This is a genomic window from Streptomyces sp. NPDC104226 (genome assembly GCF_055584085.1).
In genome coordinates, this window is record NZ_JBVJMS010000010.1 from 1 (window position 1) to 15,109 (window position 15,109).

Genomic DNA, 15,109 nt, shown 5'->3' on the forward strand with positions numbered 1-15,109 from the left:
TCCTCCCCGCGCGGTTTTGCTTTTCCCCCCCCCCCCGGGGGGGGGTGGGGCCCCCGTTCTTCTTCTCTTCTGGGGGTTGGGGGGAAGGGGGGGGGGGGGGGGGGGGGGGGGGTTTTTCAGGGAAAACCCCCCCCCCCCCCCCGCCCGGGTCAACTCACCTCGGATCAGACTCCGATGTTCTTGCCGTCCTTGCGCCAGACCGAGACGACCGACGGGCGGACGATCTTGCCGGGACCGTCGGGCCACACCGACTGCGGCTTCTCGACGGACGCGCCGTCGATCTCGCCCGGGTGCTGCACGGCGACCAGGACGCGCTTGTCCTGGATGATCGGGCCGCAGGTCTCGGCACCGCGCGGAACGGTCAGGAACTGCTTCAGCTCACCGCGGCGGTCACCGGCGGTCGCGACGCCGAACAGGCCGTCGTGCGAGCCGAGCTGGTTGCCGTCCGTGGAGATCCACAGGTTGCCGTGCGGGTCGAACGCCACGTTGTCCGGGCAGGAGATCGGGCTGACCTTGTCCTTCGGGAAGCCCGCGAAGTAGGTCGCCGGGTCGTTCGGGTCGCCCGCGACCAGGAAGAGGCGCCAGGCGAACCCGTCGCCGGCCGGGTCGTCGAAGTTCTCGGCGAGCTCCAGGATCTGGCCGTGCTTGTTCAGGTTGCGCGGGTTGGCCTCGGTGGCGCCTTCCTTGCCGGGCTTGCCGCGGTCCGTGTTGTTCGTCAGCGCGATGTAGACGCGGCCGGTGCGCGGGGAGGGCTCCACGTCCTCGGGACGGTCCATCTTGGTCGCGCCGACCTTGTCACCGGCGAGGCGCGTGAAGACGGACACCTCTTCGGCGGTCATGCCCTCGACGTGCGAGACGTTCCCGGACGGGGAGGAGGTGAGGAGCTTGATCCAGACCCCGGAGCCGTCGAACTCGCCGTCGGTGGGGCGCTTGCCGGTGCCGTCGATCTCGGCGGCCGGGGTGTCGCCGGTGAGCTTGGCGACGTAGAGGGTGCCCTCGTCGAGCAGCGTGAGGTTGTGCTCCTTCGCCGCGCGCGAGTCGCCCTTCTTCATCTGCTTCGAGGAGACGAACTTGTAGAAGTAGTCGAAGCGCTCGTCGTCGCCCATGTAGACGACGGGACGGCCGTCCTCGGTCAGGCGGGGCTGCGCGGCCTCGTGCTTGAAGCGGCCGAGCGCGGTGCGCTTGCGCGGGACGGAGTTCACGTCGTACGGGTCCAGCTCGACCACCCAGCCGAAGCGGTGCGACTCGTTGGGCTCCTGCGCGACGTCGAAGCGCTTGTCGAACCGCTCCCACTTGCGCTCGGTGGCGCCGGCGGTCACGCCGTAGCGCTTCAGACGGGCCGCCTGGGTGGGGTCGGTGACCAGGCCGGCGTTGGCGAAGTACTGGTTGAAGTTCTCCTCGCCGTGGAGGGTGGTGCCCCACGGGGTGGTGCCGCCGGCGCAGTTGTTGAGGGTGCCGAGCGCCTTGGTGCCGGTGGCGTCGACCGAGGTCTTCACCAGGTCGGTGCCGGCGGCCGGACCGGTCAGCCGGAACTCGCTGGTGGCGGTCAGACGGCGGTTGAGGCGGTGGCGGCTGATGGCCGTCAGCTTGCCGCTGCGGTGGTCCTCCTGGACCGCGACCACGGACAGGCCGTGCGCGGCCCAGGCGATCTCGACCTGCTCGCGGGTCGGGTTGGCCGGGTCGTACGCCTTGAACATGAGGTTCTCGTCCGTGTACTCGTGGTTGGCCACGAGCAGCTGCTGGCGCTCGTAGTCGCCGCCGAGCGGGAGCAGGCTCAGGAAGTCGTTGTTGTAGCCGAACTGACCGGCCTGTGCGGCGGCGGTCTGCTTGTCGGGGTTGAAGCCCGGCGCGCCCTTGACGATCGGGTCGCCCCAGCGGATGACCACGTTCTGCTCGTGGCCCTCGGGGATCGTGACCTGGTCGGCGGTGTTCGGCGCGACCGGCTTGAAGCGCAGGCCGCGGGCACCCTCGCCGTTGCTCCCGGCGCCGCCGGCGCGCTGCGCGTCGAAGGCGGGGTCGGCGGAGGCGGAGGAGCCGTTGCCGCTCAGCGTGAGGGCGGTACCGGCGGCCGAGGCGACGGTGACGACCGCGGCGGAGCGGAGCATCGCGCGGCGCGAGTAGGCGCGGGCTATGACGTCGCCGGCGTACTCGTTGTCGCTGGTGTTCGGCACCTCGTGGAAGCAGGCGTCGCCGCAGCGGTAGCGGCAGGTGAGAGCGGAACGGCCGCCCCCGTGAGAAGAGCCGATGAGCGGCAGGAGCTTGCGCACGAGTGTCCTCCGTTGATGCACGGTCCCCGACAACGTGTCGGAACAATCCGTCGGCGACGCTATGGGCGGGTTGCGCCGAAGCGGCGGCCGATGGATGAACGCCCGGTGAATCCGGCACGTCGGGGCGGCAGTTCGGGGGCGGATCGGGTGTGTTTGGGCCCTGGGCGCCACGAAAGGCGCCCCTCCCGAAGTTCCAGCCAAGGGGCCGATAACCTTACGTGTCCACTCTGGGCAGGGATCTACCGCGCCTCACGGACAAATGACGCACGCACTCATGCGAAAGGCCTGGCCCATGGGTATTCGGAGCTTGTTGCGCAAGGTGTTCGGACGGCCCTCGGAATCGGTTCCGGAGACGACCGGCACCACTTCGGCGGCCCTCCCGAGCCAGACCGAACGCACCCCCCTGGACGCTGCGGCCGAGCTGGTCGCCGCCTCCTTCGACAACCCCACCGTTCCCCCGCAGTCCACCCCCCGGGACCTCGAACCGGGCACGGTGCTCACCGCCCCGGCTCCGGCCGCCACCCCGGACCCCACGGTCCCGGAGGCCCGCCGCTCCTCCCCCGGGGGCTCGTCGGCCACCCCGGCGACGCCGTCCACCCCGACGGCCCCGGCCGCCGCCGAAGCGGAACCGGTCGCCGAGCCCGTGGCCGTGGCCGAAGCTGCGCCGGAGCCCGACACCGCCCCGGAGCCGCTCGCGGCCGAGGTGACGGAAGCCCCCGCAGCCACCCCCGAGGCAGAGCCCGAGCCGGCCACCGCCGCCGAGGCGGAGCCTGAGGCCGTGGTCGAGGCGGAGCCCGAGGCCGCCGTGGTCGAGGCGGAGCCTGAGGCCGCCGTGGTCGAGGCGGAGCCTGAGGCCGCCGTGATCGAGGCAGAGCCCGTCGCCGCCGAGGTCGAGGCGGAGCCTGAGGCCGCCGTGATCGAGGCAGAGCCCGTCGCCGCCGAGGTCGAGGCCGAGCCCGAGCCGCAGGCCGACGTAGCCGCCCCGGAAGCGGTCACCGAGCCCGAGGCGGAGCCCGTGGCCGCCGAGGCCGAGCCGCAGCCCGAGGCGGAGCCCGCCGCGCCCGAGGCCGAGGTCGTCACCGAGCCCGAGCCCGTGGCAGCCGAGGCCGTGGCAGCCGAGGCCGAGCCCGTCGCTGCCGAAGCCGAGCCCGAGCCGGTCGCCGCCGATGCCGCCGCAGGCGGCCCCGCGCACGCCCTCGCCGCGGTCAAGCGCCAAGCGCCCCCGCTCGCAGCCGCGTACAAGGCCGCCGGACAGGCGCTGCGCACCAAGGGGAAGGCCGGCGCCCGCGCCACCGTGTTCCTCGTGCTCGACCGGTCGGGCTCGATGCGCCCGTTCTACAAGGACGGCAGCGCCCAGCACCTCGCCGACCACGCCCTCGCCCTCGCCGCACACCTCGACGAGGAGGCCACCGTCCGTACGGTGTTCTTCTCCACCGAGCTGGACGGCGCGGCGGACCTGTCCCTCGACGCGTACGACGAGGGGTGGGTCGAGGCCCGCCACGCGGAGCTCGGCCGGATGGGCCGCACCAGCTACCACGCCGCCGTCGAGGCCGTCGTGGAGCGCTACCAGAAGGACGGCGGCGAGGGCCCGGCCCTGGTCGTCTTCCAGACGGACGGCGCGCCCGACAACGTCCGCCCCGCCCGCCAGGCGATCGCCGACGCCGCCGCCGTGGCCCCCGGCATCCACTGGCAGTTCGTCGCCTTCGGCGACCACGACGCGAAGGCCTTCGACTTCCTGCGCAAGCTGGATGCCGACAACGCCGGCTTCTTCCACGCCGGCCCGGCCCCCGTCGAGCTCACCTCGGCCGCCCTGCTCAAGGGCCTGGTCCAGGGATTCTGAGAAAACCCGCTGCCCCCGACCGGGTTTCCGGTCGGGGGCAGCGGCGTGATCAGAAGAGCATGCCGCCGGCCGGGTACCCGCTGCCCACCTTGGCCGGGGCCCCGAAGCCGTCGCCGGCGCTGTTGCCCTTCAGCAGGAAGAGTCCACCGGCGGTGTCCCGGGCCAGCAGGTCGGCCTTGCCGTCAGCGGTGACGTCGCCCGGCGAGAGCACCGCGTCGTATCCGGCCGAGCTCGATCCGATCTTCAGCCGGGGCGCGTACCCGCCCGCGCCGTCGCCCTTGTACAGGTACAGGTCACCGGCGGGCTCGCGCCCGATCAGGTCGGCCTTGCCGTCACCGGTGAAGTCGCCGGGCGAGAACAGGTCGGCGTAGATGCTCCAGTTCGAACCGATCTTCACCGGCGCCGCGTAGGCGGCGGTCGCCGTGCCCTTGTGGAGCCACAGGCCCCCGTCCGTGCCACGGGTGATCAGGTCGGCCCTGCCGTCGCCGGAGAAGTCGCCGGGCGAGACCAGCTTGTCCCAGGCTCCCCAGCCGGTCCCCGCGGAGACCCGCGTCGCTCCCGAGTACGCACCGGTCGCATCGGCCGGGTAGTGCCACAGCGCACCCGCGGAGTCGACGGCCGCGAGGGTCGACGTGCCGTTCAGGCGGACCACCCGTGCCATGCCCTGCCATCCGCTGCCCGTCTTGCAGGGGGCGGCAAGGCTGCTGCCGCCGCGGCCGGAGTAGCGGAAGAGCGCGCCGGACTCGTCCCGGCTGAAGAGCGCACCCGCGGCCGGGGTGAAGGGACCGCAGTCGGCCCAGGTGGCCGCACCCCGGACCATCTGGTGGTCCGAGACGGCGGGGTCGAGCGGAAGCGCGTCGCCCTTCGGGGACTTGAAGTGCTTCGAGCTGAAGAAGACGTAGTCGAGCTTCTTGCCTTCCCGGGTCGGCTCGCCGGAGCGGCAGCGTTCCTCCTGGCCCACCGTGCAGGCAGCCGGGTCGAAGAAGTCGCCGTCGGTCTCGTCCGCCTCGATGAAGGTGCCGCGGGCGTTGTCGTTGATGCCCGTGTCGTAGAACGGGGTGAGCGAGGAGGTGCGGGGCGAGTGGTTGAAGTCGCCGCCCAGCACCACCGGTATGCCCTGGTCCTGCCAGGTCTTGGCCTGGGCCGCCAGCCGCTCGGCCTCCGGTGCGGCGAGCGTTCCGTTGTCCCAGTAGAGGTGCACCGAGCAGGCCCAGTTGAGCCGGTTCTGTACGTAGTTCTTCACGCACGGCACCTTGATCGGCTCGGTCTCTCCGCCGACCGTCAGGTCCAGTTCCACGGACTCGGCGACCGGCCCCCTGACGAGTACCGCGTTGCCGTAGTCCTGGCCGCCGCAGACCGACGGGTTGCCGGTCAGTGTCGCGCTGTACGAGCCGCGGAACCCCTGGGGCGCCAGGCGCCTGAGGACCTCGTCGTACTGCGGGCGGCACACTTCCTGGAGGAAGATCTGGTCCGCGTTCCAGGTGGTGACGGCCGCCTGGGCGACGATGCTGTCGATCCGCTTCTGCTGGTCGTACGAGGCTCCGGAGCAGATGTTGCCGCAGATGTTGTAGCTGACGAAGCGCAGGGGCGGGGCGGTGGTGGCGCTGACCGTGTCGGCCTGGGCCGGGACGGCGCCGACCGTGAGGGCGGCGAGAGCGAGGACCGCCGAACCGGCGGCGGCCCAGAGGGCGGTGGGGCGACGGGACATGCGGGGGCTCCAGGAAGAGGTCGGGGAGGCGCGGGCCGGCGGGCGGCGGGGCGGGGCGGCTGGGTGGCGGGCTCGGCTGGGTGGCGGGCTCGGCCCGAGGGGCTAGGCCCGTGCGGTGGGGCCGGTACGGCGTACGCGGCGGGCCGGCGGGACTCGGCCCGCACCGGCCCGCCGTGTGCGCGGGTGTCCCACGCGCCGCCGCGCTGCTACCAGTTGGTGCCGATCTTGACCGCGGAGCCGCCCGCGAAGCTCGGACCGGTGTACCGGAGGAGGTCGCCGGAGGCCTTCTCGACGGCCACCAGGTCGCCCTTGCCGTCGCCGGTCACGTCGCCGACACCGGCCAGCGAGCGCATCGAGTCCCAGTTGGTGCCGACCTTGACCATGGTCGAGCCGGCGTACGAGGGGCCGGAGTACCGGTTCAGGTCGCCGGTCGTGGCGTTGACCGCCACGATGTCCGCCTTGCCGTCACCCGTCACGTCGCCGATTCCGGTGATCGAGGAGTAGATGTTCCAGCCGGTGCCGATCTTGACCGCGGAGCCGCCCGTGTAGGAGGGGCCCGAGTAGCGGTACAGGTCGCCGGTGCTCTTCTCGACCGCGACGATGTCGCCCGTGCCGTCACCGGTGATGTCGCCGACCGAGGCGATGTTCTTCATCGTGTCCCAGTTGGTGCCGACCTTGACCCGGGAGGAGCCGCTGAAGGTGGGGCCCGCGTAGCGGTACAGGTCGCCGGTGGTCTTCTCCACCGCGAGGAGGTCGCCCTTGCCGTCGCCGGTCACGTCGCCGACGCCGACGATCTGGCTCATGCTGTTCCAGCCGAAGCCCAGCTTGACCCGGGCGCCGGAGGCACCGCTGAAGTTCGGGCCCGAGTACCGGTAGAGGTCTCCGCTGGCCACCTCGACGGCGACCATGTCGCCCTTGCCGTCGCCGGTCAGGTCGCCGACGCCGGTCAGGTTGGTCATCTGGCCCTGCGGGGCCTCGGGCTCGTCCGGGTAGGGGTTGGCGTGGTCGGCGCCGAGGTTGGCGGCCGGACCGCAGTGCGGCCAGGCTCCCTCGCCCTGGGTGGCGAGGACCTTCTCGGCTATGCGGATCTGCTGTTCCTTGGTCGCCTGGTGGGCGTACGCGGCGTACTTGGTGCCGCCGAAGGACTCCCAGGTGGACTTCGAGAACTGGAGTCCGCCGTAGTAGCCGTTGCCGGTGTTGATGGCCCAGTTCCCGGTGCTCTCGCACTGGGCGACCTTGTCCCAGGTGGCGACGGAGGCGGCCGAGGCCGGGGCGGCGGCCAGCAGGGGGAGGGTGAGGGCGGCGACGGGGGCGGCCACCAGGGCCATCAGGACGGACTTCTTGCGGGCGAAGAGCGGACGCATGACAAACCTCGGGGTTCTCGCGGGAGGGCGGCGAAGGCGGGCGGGCGGCGGCGGGTCGGCGTACGGCCGCCGGCCGGCGGCACGGCGGGGCCGGGGGCCGAGGTGGCCGGGGCGGCCCCGCCGTGCGGGGGGGGGATCTCCCGGAGGGGAATCCCGGGGGGGGGATCAGACCGGGCGGACTACCACTTGGTGCCGATCTGGACCGCGGAGCCGCCGGTGAAGTTGGGGCCGGAGTAGCGGAAGAGGAACCCGGTGGACGAGTTGACCGCGAGGAGGTCCGGCACGCCGTCCTTGTTCAGGTCACCGGGGCCGGTCAGGTTGGTCATCGAGTTCCAGTTGGTGCCGATCTTGACCCGGCTGCCGCCGTTGAACGAGGGGCCGGAGTAGCGGTACAGGTCGCCGGTCGCGGTCTCGACCGCCACGATGTCGCCCTTGCCGTCACCCGTGAGGTCGCCGGTGCCGACGAGGGTGTCGTAGACGTTCCAGCCGGTGCCGATCTTGACGGCGGAGCCGCCCGCGAAGTTCGGGCCGGAGTAGCGGTACAGGTCGCCGGTGGCCGACTCGACGGCGATGATGTCGCCCTTGCCGTCACCCGTGAGGTCGCCGACCGAGGCGATGCCGTGCATGGAGTCCCAGTTCGTCCCGATCTTGACCCGGGTGCCGCCGGCGTAGTTCGGGCCGCTGTAGCGGTAGAGGTCGCCGTTGGCGGCGTCGGTGGCGATGATGTCGCCCACCCCGTCGCCGGTCTGGTCGCCCACTCCCACGATGTCGCCCATGGAGTCCCAGTTGGTGCCGATCTTGACGCGGGCGCTGCCGCCGGTGAAGTTGGGGCCGGAGTAGCGGAAGAGCTCGCCGGTCGTGGAGTCCACGGCGATCACGTCGCCGATGCCGTCACCCGTGATGTCCCCGACCGAGGTCACATCGGTCATGCCCTTGTCGGGAACCGTGACGGGGGCGTCGATCACCTTGTTGTAGCGGTAGCCCTTCATGCCCTGACCGGCGATGTAGCTCTTGGTGTACTTGATGTGGCGGGCGTTGGTGCCCGGCCGGGCGTGCTCGTAGACCCACATCTCGGTCTTCGAGGAGTCGGTCCACTTGTCGAACAGCACGACGTGGGCGTCGATGTTGTTGAGGGCGTCGCCGGGCTCCAGTGCGTCCAGGCTGGAGATCTTGGTGGAGTAGTTGGGCAGCGTCCAGGTGGTGGCGCCGATACCGGCGTTGAGGTGCCAGGCCATGGAGACCAGGCCGGAGCAGTCGGTGCGGTAGGACTTGCCCTGCGGGTCCTTGTAGGTGGCCCCCTGGTTGTACGGGACCCCTGCGTCGACCCAGGTCTGGGCCCGCTGGAGCATCTCCGTCTGGCTGATCTGCCCGCCCAGTGTCGAGGTGGCGGCCGCGGCCATCGTGGAGGCCTTGCCCGTCGGGGCCTCGGCGGCCTGGGAGGGGAGCGAGCCGCCGAGCGCCACGGCGCCGAGAGCGGTGGCCACCAGGGCGGTGCGGGTGGCGTTGCGAACGGTGTTCTTGGACATGCCCATGACAGAAACTCCTGTGTGTGAATACGTGGACGAGCGACGTGGGTTACTGCGAAGACTTGGAGGCGTGCGGCCGGGTCACGACGGCCGGAGAAGGCCGGGCGGCACGTGGATGCGACAGCGGGAAGGACACCGCGGAGGCCGCGGGCGCCGAGACGGGCGCCCTCGTGACGGGCCGGGCGGGGGAACGTTCAGGTGGAGCGGGGAACGTTCAGGTGGGACAGGGAACGTTCGGGTGCATCAGGTGCATCAGGTGCGTCAGGTGCCGGTCGGGTGCGTCAGAGGCCGGTCGGGCACGGAAGAGGAAGATCAGTCGAGTCGGACGGTCGCCGTCAGGCGGGCGAGGGCGTGGCCACCGTGTAGCCCCGGGCCGCCAGGGCCTCGTGGGCCCGGTCCAGGAGGGACCGTGCGCCGTGCAGGGCGCGGGCTTCGGATGTACCGCCCATCAGGGCGACGATCTCCAAGCCGGTGCGGGCTCGGCGTACCCGGATGTGTTCGAGGTCCAGGTCCGGATCGGCGTGCGCCCACAGGAGGTCCTCCACCAGGGCCATGTGCTCCGATCTCTCGGAACCGTCGCCGCTTAAAGGGATGACGATCATGTGCATCCGCTAGTCCCAGCCCATCCCGTTCGTGCCGGCGGCCGGGGCGGCTGCCGTGTGGGAGTCCCAGCCCATCCCGTTGGTACCGGCGGCCGGGGCGGCGACCGTGGTGGGCGCCGGGGCGTCCCAGCCCATCCCGCCGCCGAAGCCGGACCCCGTGACGGCGAAGAGGACCGTGAGGGCGGCGGGGGCGAGGACGGCGGCGACGAGGCGGGCGGAGCTGGACATCGAGGACTCCCTGAAAGTTCGGGTGGACTGGACTCTGACGCATGTCCCGGGAGGAGGTCCGGGGCCTTTTCCGCGGCCCCGCTCCCTTCCGGTGAACACCATCCTGTCCGCCCCCGAACAGCCCCGGAAGGGCTTTCGGGTGGCACCAAGGTGCGTGCACCTTGGTGCCACCCCACCGTTTTGATCTTGCCGATCGCATGCCCTGCCCAGCAGAATCGATGCGGGGATGAATGCCACCGCGCGACTTCGAAGGATCGTGTCCCGGGGTGGCTCGCACGGGGGGAAAAGAACAACATGCTGGAAACACTGGGTCTCGGCAGTTCCGTGGAAGCGGTCTACCGAGGACTGCTGGAGCAACCGACCGCAGGAATAGCCGAGTTGTGCCTCCTGACGGAGCTCCCGGAGGCGGAAGTACGCGCCGGCCTGGACCAGCTGATCGACCTGGAACTGCTCCAGCCCTCCCGGGACGTACCGGGAGCGCTGCGTGCGGTCAGCCCGGACGTCGGCCTGGAGATGATCCTGCGCCGACAGGAAGCAGAGGTGCTGCGCCGGCAGGAGGAACTGGCGCGCAGCAAGGAGGCCGTGGCCCGGATGGTGGCCGGGCTCGCAGCGGCCCGGCCGGAGCCGGAGGTGGACGCCTTCGAGCGGCTCGTCGGACTGGACGCCATCCAGGACCGGCTGCGCGAGCTGACCCGCGACCTCCGCGAGGAATGCCTGTCCATCATGCCCGGCGGCGCGCAGTCGCAGGGGGCCCTCGACGCGTCACGCCCGCTGGACGAGGTCCTGCTGGCCCGGGGCGTGGTGATGAGGACGCTCTACCAGGACAGCGCGCGCAACGATCCCGCCACGCACGCCTACGCGCGCTGGATGACGGATCTGGGCGGCGAGGTGCGCACCAGCCCGATCGTGCCGCCCCGGCTGCTCGTCGTCGACCGGACCACCGCCCTGGTCCCCGTGGACCCCGAGAACAGCCGTGCGGGCGCTCTGTGCACCACCTCGCCGGGCATGGTGAGCTCGCTGGTCTCCTTGTTCGAGCGGGCCTGGCAGGCCGCCGTGCCGCTGGGAGCGGACACCCGCAGCCGCGCCGACGGCGAGGAACTCAACGCGACCGAGCGGGAACTGCTCAAGCTGCTCGCCGGCGGACTGACCGACGAGGCGGCCGGAAAGCGGCTGGGGCTCTCCCTGCGTACCGTCCGCCGGCAGATGTCCGGGCTGATGGAACGGCTGGGGGCGAGCAGCCGTTTCGAGGCCGGGCTGGAGGCGGGCCGGCGCGGCTGGCTCTGACCCGGCCGGGAAGGCCCGGCAGGTCCGGCAGACCGGGAAGGCCCGGCAGGCCTGTTACGCGCGAAGGGCCCGGGATCCGTACGGATCCCGGGCCCTTCGCGTTCAGCGGCTTACTGGTGCGGCTTGACGGCCTTGTCGACCGGCTCGGTGGTCTTCGTCTCCACCGGCTTGCGCAGGGCGATGTTCAGCTCGCGCAGGCGGGACTCCTCCAGGATGGTGGGCGCGCCCATCATCAGGTCCTGCGCGTTGCCGTTGAGCGGGAAGGCGATGGTCTCGCGGATGTTCGGCTCGTCGGCGAGCAGCATCACGATGCGGTCCACGCCCGGGGCGATGCCACCGTGCGGCGGGGCGCCGAGGCGGAAGGCGCGCAGCATGCCCGCGAACTCGCGCTCGACGGTCTCGGCCTCGTAACCGGCGATCTCGAAGGCCTTCAGCATGACCTCGGGCTCGTGGTTGCGGATGGCGCCGGAGGACAGCTCGATGCCGTTGCAGACGATGTCGTACTGCCAGGCCAGGATGTCGAGCGGGTCCTTCTCCTCCAGGTCCTTCATGCCGCCCTGCGGCATGGAGAACGGGTTGTGGGAGAAGTCGATCTTGCCGGTCTCCTCGTCCGCCTCGAACATCGGGAAGTCGACGATCCAGCAGAAGCGGAAGACGTCCTCCTCGAACTGCCCGGCGCGCTTGGAGGCCTCGACGCGGACGCCCGCCATGATCTTGGAGACCTCGTCGAACTCGCCCGCGCCGAAGAACACGGCGTGACCGGCGGCCAGGCCCAGGCGCTCGGTGAGGACCTTGACGTTCTCCTCGGTGAGGAACTTGGCGATCGGGCCGGTCAGGCCGCCGTCCTCGCCCACGCGGACCCAGGCCAGGCCCTTGGCGCCCAGCGAGATCGCGTACTCGCCGAGGCCGTCGAAGAACTTGCGCGGCTGGGCGGCGGTGTCCGGGACGGCCAGGGCGCGCACGTGCTTGCCGGCGAACGCCTTGAACTCCGAGCCCTCGAACACGTCGGTGATGTCGACGAGCTCCAGCTTGGACCGCAGGTCGGGCTTGTCGTTGCCGTACTTCATCATCGACTCGCGGAAGGGGATCCGCGGGAACGGCGAGGTGACCGGGCGGCCCTTGCCGAACTCGGTGAAGATCTCCGTCATCAGCCGCTCGATCGGCTGGAAGACGTCCTCCTGCTCGACGAAGGACATCTCGACGTCGAGCTGGTAGAACTCGCCCGGCGAACGGTCGGCGCGGGCGTCCTCGTCGCGGAAGCAGGGCGCGATCTGGAAGTACCGGTCGAAGCCGGAGATCATCAGCAGCTGCTTGAACTGCTGCGGCGCCTGCGGGAGCGCGTAGAACTTGCCCGGGTTCAGGCGGGACGGCACGACGAAGTCACGGGCGCCCTCGGGGGAGGTCGCGGTGAGGATCGGGGTCGCCATCTCGTTGAAGCCGAGGGCCACCATCTTGGAGCGGATGGAGGCGATGACGGCCGAGCGCAGCATGATGTTGCGGTGCATGCGCTCGCGGCGCAGGTCGAGGAAGCGGTACTCCAGACGGCGCTCCTCGTTCACCCCGTCGTCGGTGTTGATCGTGAAGGGCAGCGGGGCGGCGGCGCCGAGCACCTCGACCGAGGCGACCTCGACCTCGATGTCGCCGGTGGCGAGCTCGGGGTTGACGTTGTCCGCGCCGCGGGAGACGACCTTGCCGTCGATACGGACGACGGTCTCCTTGGTGACGCTGCTGAGCGCCTCGTTCGCGGCCGTGCCGGGACGGGCGACGAGCTGCGTGATGCCGTAGTGGTCACGCAGATCGATGAAGAGGATGCCGCCCAGGTCTCGACGATTGTGCAGCCAGCCGCTCAGCCGGACGTCGGAGGCGACGTCGGAGGCACGAAGCTCGCCGCACGTGTGGGACCTGTACCGATGCATCAGTCATCCAGTTCTACGTGATACCAGGGTGGATTCAACCGTCCCAAGGTTACCGTCCGGGGCGCGAGCCCGTGCGGGGCCGCCCGCCGGGGTCGCGCCCGGGGTGGTGAACAGGCACGTCGGGGGCATGACCTGTAAAGATGACCGGGTGCGCACAGAAGACGTCCTGGCCGCCGTCGCGACCGGTTTGTGGCGATGGGACAACGCCTCCGGGACGGTCTGGTTCGACGGCGAGGCCGCCCGGCTCCTCGGGCTGCCCGCGGAACCCGTCACGCTGACCGAGGTCGCCGTGCGCTCGCTCTTCCACCCGGTGGACTGGAACGAGATCAACGGCATCGTGAACCTCGCGGTCGCCGAGGGCACCCTCGCCGAGGCCCGGCTGCGGATCATGGACGAGGACGGGCGCGTGCTGCGCACCGTGCGGAGCCGCTCGAAGCCGCTGGAGAACCGCACCGCGGACGGCCGCATCGACTACGAGCTGATCGGCACCATCCAGGAGATAGCCGAGGCCCAGCCCGGCACCACGGCCGTGCACACCCCCATCACCGGCGACTGGCGCCGCTCGCGCGAGGCGTTCCTGCTGGACGCCGGGCGGGCGCTCGCCGAGGCCCGCTCCACCGCCGAGGTGCTGCGGGTGGCGGCCTCCCTGTCCATGCCCGGGTTCATCCCCGACGGGCTGGCCGTCTTCGGGGTGTCCGGCGACCGGCTGTCGATCATCGGGCACCACGGGCACGATCCCGGGGACGACGGCCCCTTCGCGGACATGCCGGTGCAGACCGACTACCCGGCCGCGGAGGTCGTCCGCACCGGGCGGGCGATCTACCTCCCGAGCCCCGAGGACTACAAGCGGCGCTTTCCGGCCACCTGGCCGCTCGCCCAGCGCTTCGGCCGCATCTCCTGGGCCTTCCTGCCGCTGATCGTGGCGGGGCGCACCATGGGCGCCTGGATGGCCGCGTTCAAGCACCCGGTGTCCTTCTCCCCCGACGAGCGCTCCGTGCTGACGACGGTGGCCCGGATGCTCGCGCAGGCGCTCCAGCGGGCCGGCGTGGCCGAATCCGAGCGGGAGCTCACCACGGGCCTGCAGCGGTCGATGATGCCGCAGCTCGGGCCCGAGATCCCCGGGATGACCCTCGCCGCACGCTACGTGCCGACCGGCGGCGGGCTCCAGGTCGGCGGCGACTGGTACGACATGATCCCGCTGCCGTCGGGACGGTTCGCGCTGGTCATCGGCGATGTCCAGGGCCACGACGTCCGGGCGGCCGGGCTCATGGGCCAGCTCCGGATCGCGGTGCGCGCGTACGCCTCCGAGGGCCACCGGCCCGACGCGGTGCTCTCGCGCGCCTCCCGGTTCCTGGCGGGCCTGTGCTCGGAGCAGGACACGGGCCGGGGATCCGGCGGGGACGACGAGGACGGCGACGTCCTCAGCCCGCGCTTCGCGACCTGCCTGTACGTGGAGTGCGATCCGCAGACCGGCCTGATGGAGGTGGCCCGCGCCGGGCACCCCGACCCGGCGGTGCGGATGGCCGACGGCACGGTCCTGATGCGGCCCACGGCGGGCGGGCTGCCGCTCGGCATCGTGCCGGACACCGACTACCCGACGACGCGGTTCACCCTGGAACCCGGCGAGACGATGATGCTCTGCACCGACGGGCTGATCGAGACGGGCGGACACGACCTCGACACGGGCTGGGCCCGGCTGCGGGCCATCCTGGAGTCGCCGACCCCGTACGACGCCCCGTACGACGACCAGAGCGCCGCCGCACCGGAGCCGCGCCACCTGGAACGGCTGGCCGACCTGCTGGTCCAGGCGGTGCACGGCCCGTCCTCCCACCACACCACCGGTCCGCTGGCCGACCGGCGCGAGGACGACATCGCCGTCGTCCTGCTCTGCCGCGAGGGCCACGGCTGCGGCTGCGCGACCCCGCTGCTGCACCCGGAGCGGCCGGCCCGGCGCACGATGACGACCGTCGCCCAGGCGGAGCCGGAGCGGGTCGCGGGGGTCCGCCACCAGGTCCGCGAGCTGCTGCACGACTGGGCGGACCCGGAGCAGGTCGACGCGGCGGTGCTGATGGTCTCCGAGATGGTGACGAACGTACTGGTCCACACGGACGGGGACGCGCTGCTGATGGCCGAGGCGGTGGGCGAGCTCGGCTCGCGCCGGCTGCGGGTGGAGGTGGCGGACGGCTCCGACGAGCTGCCCCACAAGCGGCACCCGGGAGAGATGGCGTCGAGCGGGCGGGGCGTCCTGCTGCTGGAGATGCTCGCGGACGACTGGGGCGTCGACCCGCGCGGCGAGGGCAAGTCCACGTGGTTCGAACTGAACGAGCGTTCCAAACCGGAGCCCGACCCGCTGGACTGAGCGCCGGGCGGCGGG

General features: G+C 71.6%; 10 protein-coding genes. 3 read left to right on the forward strand and 7 right to left on the reverse strand.

What is annotated here, in order from left to right; genetic code table 11:
* Positions 1-164: 164 nt before the first annotated feature.
* Positions 165-2,267: a PhoX family protein gene (locus ACZ60J_RS28510; RefSeq protein WP_469686187.1), complete on the reverse strand. Its 2,103-nt coding sequence runs from the start codon at positions 2,265-2,267 to the stop codon at positions 165-167.
* Positions 2,268-2,559: 292 nt separating this feature from the next.
* Between ACZ60J_RS28510 and ACZ60J_RS28515 the strand changes: the two genes are divergently transcribed.
* The gene (locus tag ACZ60J_RS28515) at positions 2,560-4,107 is read left to right on the forward strand and encodes a VWA domain-containing protein (RefSeq protein WP_469686189.1); all 1,548 of its coding nucleotides are present in this window, start codon (positions 2,560-2,562) and stop codon (positions 4,105-4,107) included.
* A 49-nt stretch (positions 4,108-4,156) separates the two neighbouring features.
* Here the strand turns inward: ACZ60J_RS28515 and ACZ60J_RS28520 are convergent, their stop codons facing one another.
* From ACZ60J_RS28520 to ACZ60J_RS28540, 5 genes are all read right to left on the reverse strand, one after another.
* The gene (locus tag ACZ60J_RS28520; protein WP_469686190.1) at positions 4,157-5,815 is read right to left on the reverse strand and encodes an FG-GAP-like repeat-containing protein; all 1,659 of its coding nucleotides are present in this window, start codon (positions 5,813-5,815) and stop codon (positions 4,157-4,159) included.
* A gap of 206 nt (positions 5,816-6,021) precedes the next feature.
* Complete coding sequence (locus tag ACZ60J_RS28525; protein ID WP_469686191.1) at positions 6,022-7,179, reverse strand: transglycosylase family protein; 1,158 nt, start codon at positions 7,177-7,179, stop codon at positions 6,022-6,024.
* A gap of 179 nt (positions 7,180-7,358) precedes the next feature.
* Positions 7,359-8,711, reverse strand: a complete 1,353-nt coding sequence (locus ACZ60J_RS28530; RefSeq protein ID WP_469686193.1) for a C40 family peptidase — start codon at positions 8,709-8,711, stop codon at positions 7,359-7,361.
* Positions 8,712-9,040: 329 nt separating this feature from the next.
* The gene (locus ACZ60J_RS28535; protein ID WP_469686195.1) at positions 9,041-9,259 is read right to left on the reverse strand and encodes a hypothetical protein; all 219 of its coding nucleotides are present in this window, start codon (positions 9,257-9,259) and stop codon (positions 9,041-9,043) included.
* 57 nt (positions 9,260-9,316) lie between these two features.
* Complete coding sequence (locus tag ACZ60J_RS28540) at positions 9,317-9,535, reverse strand: hypothetical protein (RefSeq protein ID WP_469686196.1); 219 nt, start codon at positions 9,533-9,535, stop codon at positions 9,317-9,319.
* A gap of 294 nt (positions 9,536-9,829) precedes the next feature.
* Between ACZ60J_RS28540 and ACZ60J_RS28545 the strand changes: the two genes are divergently transcribed.
* Positions 9,830-10,819 (forward strand): LuxR C-terminal-related transcriptional regulator, encoded by a 990-nt coding sequence (locus ACZ60J_RS28545; RefSeq protein WP_469686198.1) that lies wholly within the window; start codon positions 9,830-9,832, stop codon positions 10,817-10,819.
* Between the two features lie 110 nt (positions 10,820-10,929).
* Here ACZ60J_RS28545 and aspS read toward each other — a convergent pair whose 3' ends face one another.
* The gene (gene aspS / locus ACZ60J_RS28550; RefSeq protein ID WP_469686200.1) at positions 10,930-12,735 is read right to left on the reverse strand and encodes an aspartate--tRNA ligase; all 1,806 of its coding nucleotides are present in this window, start codon (positions 12,733-12,735) and stop codon (positions 10,930-10,932) included.
* A 148-nt stretch (positions 12,736-12,883) separates the two neighbouring features.
* Here aspS and ACZ60J_RS28555 point away from each other — a divergent pair, with 148 nt between their 5' ends.
* The gene (locus tag ACZ60J_RS28555; RefSeq protein WP_469686202.1) at positions 12,884-15,094 is read left to right on the forward strand and encodes a SpoIIE family protein phosphatase; all 2,211 of its coding nucleotides are present in this window, start codon (positions 12,884-12,886) and stop codon (positions 15,092-15,094) included.
* The last annotated feature ends 15 nt before the right edge of the window (positions 15,095-15,109 follow it).

Coding starts and splice junctions, on each gene's coding strand:
- ACZ60J_RS28525 (WP_469686191.1), bottom strand. CDS start 7,179: ATGCGTCCGCTCTTCGCCCGCAAGAAGTCCGTCCTGATGGCCCTGGTG.
- ACZ60J_RS28515 (WP_469686189.1), top strand. CDS start 2,560: ATGGGTATTCGGAGCTTGTTGCGCAAGGTGTTCGGACGGCCCTCGGAA.
- aspS (WP_469686200.1), bottom strand. CDS start 12,735: ATGCATCGGTACAGGTCCCACACGTGCGGCGAGCTTCGTGCCTCCGAC.
- ACZ60J_RS28535 (WP_469686195.1), bottom strand. CDS start 9,259: ATGGCCCTGGTGGAGGACCTCCTGTGGGCGCACGCCGATCCGGACCTG.
- ACZ60J_RS28530 (WP_469686193.1), bottom strand. CDS start 8,711: ATGGGCATGTCCAAGAACACCGTTCGCAACGCCACCCGCACCGCCCTG.
- ACZ60J_RS28545 (WP_469686198.1), top strand. CDS start 9,830: ATGCTGGAAACACTGGGTCTCGGCAGTTCCGTGGAAGCGGTCTACCGA.
- ACZ60J_RS28540 (WP_469686196.1), bottom strand. CDS start 9,535: ATGTCCAGCTCCGCCCGCCTCGTCGCCGCCGTCCTCGCCCCCGCCGCC.
- ACZ60J_RS28520 (WP_469686190.1), bottom strand. CDS start 5,815: ATGTCCCGTCGCCCCACCGCCCTCTGGGCCGCCGCCGGTTCGGCGGTC.